Raw genomic sequence first — 4,508 nt, forward strand, 5'->3', positions numbered from 1 at the left:
TCTGTTAGGCGCTCTTAGTCCCGCGCCAGCATCGCCTTGCCGATGGCGAAGACCCGGCCGTCTCCCAGGAGATGCGCGGTGAAGCCGGCCGGAAACAGCGGATCGAAGGCCGGGTTGCGCACGTTGAGGCCGCCCGCATAGGCGCCGAAAGCCGGCATCACCAGGCGCTTCCCGTCGGTGACGAAGCAGCGCCGCCGAACCGCCCGGCCACGCATGGCGACCTTGCCGCAGGGATGCAGATGGCCGGCGATCTCGCCCTCCGGCGCATCCGGCAGCGGCTCGTGCCGCAGGGTGAGTCCACCGAGGGCCAGCGTCTCGGCATAGCGCCCGCCGACGCCCTCCGACACGGCATGGTCGTGGTTGCCGGCGATCCAGACCCAGTCCCGGCCTTCCTGCAGGGCGGCGATCATGGCGCGGTCGCCGGGCTCCATCCGCTCGGGGCCGCGCGCATCGTGGAAGGAATCGCCCAGAGCCACGACACAGGCCGGGTCGAAGCGGGCCACCGCCTCGTGCAGGCAGGCCAGGGTCTCGCGGGTATCGTAGGGCGGCAGGAACTGGCCCGAGCGCGCGGCAAAGGCCGAGCCCTTCTCCAGATGCAGGTCGGAGACGATCAGGGTCCGGTGCGCGGCGAGCCACAATCCACCGCAGAGGTCGAGGGTGAGGGCTTCGCCGGCCAGCGTCAGGCCGGGGGGCTTGATGGTCCGTTCGAGTTTCTGGCCGAGCGCCAAGATCGCATCCTCTGTTTTGTGGTCAATCGTCGTTTGAGGTTGATCGCGAGAGGCGGGGCTTGTCTCTCGCTTCGTCATTCAGGGTTGATTACCAGCTTGCTTCGGTTGATTAGGCTGCCGAAATCCCGGCCGTAACGCCCATCGCAAGTTCTCGCTCTTCATTCCATTGGTCGATGACCTCCTGGGCGGAGGAGTGCCAGGAAGTCACATACTCCGCACAGCCATCACACCAAAGGCTGCGCCCATTTTCGTCTGGGTGAGCGCCGTCCCCCTCCGCGCGCGGGGGGACCGACATTCGCATGGAAGAACGCTGAGGGGATTATACCAACGAGCTTCGAATACGATTCGTATGAAATTCCCAACGTCGTGGCGATCTAAAACTATGGTGGCAAACGGAGGTTTGCCATGGCGACGCTTACTCCCGTTCGCACCGATTTCGACGGTCCAGGCTTACGCCGCCTAACGCGGGAGACCCAGGACGCAAACCAAGCTCGCCAACTTCTGGCACTGCCGTGACGAGCATGTCCCACAGAGGCTCCTTCCATTTTGAAAATGGATCTTACCATTAAAATTTGGGATTAAACATCTATCCTTCCCTCACCATTCGTAAGTGAGTATAAAGTACGAGATTTTTCCATGAGCAACGTTAAAGAACTCGGCAGTTTGCACGGAAGGCTTTGCGGAGAGTTGGCGGCGACACTGGCTCGCCGGGTAACCAAGTCAGGGCGCAGAGGCGAAGCCTTCTATCATGACTCACTATCAGCCTTCGAAGCAACAGCAGCGATACTGACGAAGTTCGACCTTTTGGCTCCTGTCCTTCGTGACGATATGCTTGGTGAGACATGGTATTGCCTGCATCAATTGACTATGGATGCTGACGACATGCCGGACTTCCTGGCGCGCATGGTTTCGCATGGCGATACGCGCCTGCCAGAGCTTCTAGAAGCCTTCGTAGTTGTTTTCTGCGAATGCGACTCTCTGCCTGATGGGCGCGAAGCCTTTTCATCCCCTGACAATCTTTTGTCATCCATGAAGGCGCTCACACGCACGGGCTTCGCAGAACGGGTGGGCGACCAGTTTCGTTGGACGAGCCAGATAGCACCGACGATGCGAGCCCTCAGCCTTTGGGATGAGAACCGGGCTTCCCTCTCAGACGCCAGCGCCAAGGCATTTGAAGCTAACGCGCGCCTCGCGTGGCAGACCATGCCTGAGCCGATGAAAATGGCCCTTCTCTCCGATAAGATCGGCTTCATACAGTTTGCAAAGATCCTTGCCCTTGGTTGGAAGGAAGGGGGCTGGGTCTCGTATCGACTGGATGATCAGTTCGAACTAAAGGGCGAAATCACACTCGCTCGCCGCATATTGGAACTTGCTGCGACCGGGAAATAGCGTCCTTCAGACCGCCGCGCACTCCAGCATATCGGTTACAACCGTGTCCTTGCCTCAGAAGCCGCTCAAAGACGTGATGCCCGTTCGCCTCGTAGAGGGAACTCTGGAGCGCATCGACGCCGTTGAAGGTAAGTTCGGCGAGCCGAGTGGATTCGAGGCGTCGTCGCGGACGCGCTGGCAATGGCAGAGAAGCGGAAGCCGGTCATAGATGCTGCCGAGGAGGAGCAGTGACAGACCTGCTGCGCCTGCCCGGCCTCGTCGTGACCGGCACCTACGAGGAGAAGGGCTCCCGGATCGGGCCATCCAATCCACCCCCCTCGTATCTAGCTATCGACCTTGGAGGTTTGTTTAGAGGCAGGCACGTTCTAACCTCAGATCAAACTCGTATGACGAACAACCTGTCGTGTTTGAGGGGGGCTGCACTGCGCCTAAGCCAGCGCTTCTTCGAGAAGCTGCGCCTCGGCCTCGGCCAGGATCTCGTCCGCGCCTTCGCCGTAGACCTTCTCGCGCCCGATTTCGAGCATGACGGACACGGAGAGCGGCGAGACGCGATCCAGCGCCTTGTGGGTGATTCGCCCCTGGATGCGCCTCAACATCATGCCGAGGCGGGCCACGTCGAGGAGTCCGGTTGCCGCATCCTGCCGGGCGGCGCGCAGGAGCAGGTGGTCGGGCTGGTGCTTGCGCAGCACGTCGTAGACGAGGTCGGTGGACATGGTGACCTGCCGCCCGGTCTTCTTCTGGCCGGGATGGCGCCGCTCGATCAGCCCGGCGATGACGGCGCATTGGCGGAAGGTGCGCTTCATCATGGAGGATTCGTCGAGCCAGGCTTCGAGATCGTCGCCGAGCATGTCCTGGGCGAACAAGTCGGCCAAGAAACCGGGCTCGCGGGCGATGGCCTCGCTCACGTCGCGGGTCATCCAGACGGCGATGCCGTAATCGTTGGCGGCAAAACCTAGCGGGCGCAGGCGCGCGCGCTCCATGCGCCGGGTGAGCAGCATGCCGAGGGTCTGGTGGGCGAGGCGGCCCTCGAACGGGAACGCCGTGAGGTAATGGCGGCCGCCCCGCGGAAACGTCTCCACCAGCAAGCCCTCGGGGCCGGGCAGGATCGAGCGCTGGCGCTGGAGCAGGAGGTAATCCGCCACCTGCTTCGGCAGCCGGTCCCATTCGAACGGATCGGCGATGAGGGCGCGGACACGGGCGGCGAGGAAGGTCGAGAGCGGGAACTTCGCTCCCGCATAGGAGGGAATCGCCGGGTCGGTGCCGGGGCCGGCCCTCGTCGCCAGGGCCTCGTCCTCGGACAGGCCCTCGAAGCGCAGCACCTCGCCGGCGAAGAGGAAGGTGTCGCCCGGCGTCAGGGTGTCGGCGAAATCCTCTTCGATCTCGCCGAGCACGCGCCCGCCCTTGGGCAGGATGGCGCCCGGCTTGCCGCGCACCCCGCGGGCGAGGCGCACCTTCACCTTGGCGGATTCGACGATGGTGCCGACATTCATCCGGTATTGCTGGGCGGTCCGCGCATCGCGCACCCGCCACAGCCCGTCCGGCCCGCGCAGGATCTTGGCGAAGCGCTCGTAAGCGCGCAGCGCGTAACCGCCGGTGGCCACGTAATCGACCACCGCCTCGAAATCCTCCCAGGACAGGGTGGCGTAGGGCGCCGCCGAGACGATCTCGTCGTAAAGCTGCAAAGGATCGAACGCATCGGCGCAGGCCATGCCGAGGACGTGCTGGGCGAGGACGTCCGGCGCGCCGAGGCGGGCATCCGGCGTGTCCTGGGCCGCCGCCTCCACCGCATCGAGGGCGGCTTGGCATTCGAGGATCTCGAAGCGGTTGCCGGGGACGAGATAGGCCTTCGACGGCTCGTCCATGCGGTGGTTGGCCCGCCCGATCCGCTGCATGATCCGGCTCGCCCCCTTCGGCGCGCCGATATTCACCACGAGGTCGACATCGCCCCAGTCGATGCCGAGATCGAGGGTGGCGGTGCAGACAATGGCCCGCAGCTGCCCCGCCGCCATCGCCGCCTCCACCCGCCGCCTCTGGCTGGCGTCGAGGGAGCCGTGATGGAGCGCGATGGGCAGCGAGTCTTCGTTGATCCGCCAGAGTTCCTGGAAGGTGTACTCGGCCTGGAGCCGGGTGTTGACGAAGACCAGCACCGTCCGGTGCGCCTGGATCAGGTCGTAGATCGCCGGCATCGCCTGTGAGGCGGTGTGGCCGGCCAGCGGCAGGGTCAGGCCGGTATCGAGCAGGTGCAGGTCCGGTGCCGCCCCGCCCTTCACCACGACGAGGTCGGCCATGGCAGGCACGGGCTCCCTCCCCCTTGTGGGGAGGGGTAGGGGTGGCTCCGGATATGGCGCGACCTGTTCGGCACCACCCCCGGCCCCTCCCCACAAGGGGGAG

The 4,508-nt window shown here is 64.4% G+C and carries 3 protein-coding genes; 1 reads left to right on the top strand and 2 read right to left on the bottom strand.

Annotation, left to right across the window (positions count from 1 at the left end; genetic code table 11):
* Positions 1-14 precede the first annotated feature (14 nt).
* Complete coding sequence (gene pdeM / locus MBTS_RS22505) at positions 15-728, bottom strand: ligase-associated DNA damage response endonuclease PdeM (RefSeq protein ID WP_192216532.1); 714 nt, start codon at positions 726-728, stop codon at positions 15-17.
* A gap of 636 nt (positions 729-1,364) precedes the next feature.
* Between pdeM and MBTS_RS22510 the strand changes: the two genes are divergently transcribed.
* Positions 1,365-2,117, top strand: a complete 753-nt coding sequence (locus MBTS_RS22510) for a hypothetical protein (RefSeq protein WP_192216533.1) — start codon at positions 1,365-1,367, stop codon at positions 2,115-2,117.
* 428 nt (positions 2,118-2,545) lie between these two features.
* On the opposite strand, the gene MBTS_RS22515 is transcribed toward MBTS_RS22510, so the two are convergent.
* Positions 2,546-4,508: helicase-related protein (locus tag MBTS_RS22515; protein ID WP_244973623.1), on the bottom strand; the 1,963-nt coding region annotated here is incomplete at its 5' end.

Origin of the sequence: Methylobacterium bullatum, assembly GCF_014845095.1 — a bacterium.
GTDB lineage: Bacteria > Pseudomonadota > Alphaproteobacteria > Rhizobiales > Beijerinckiaceae > Methylobacterium > Methylobacterium bullatum.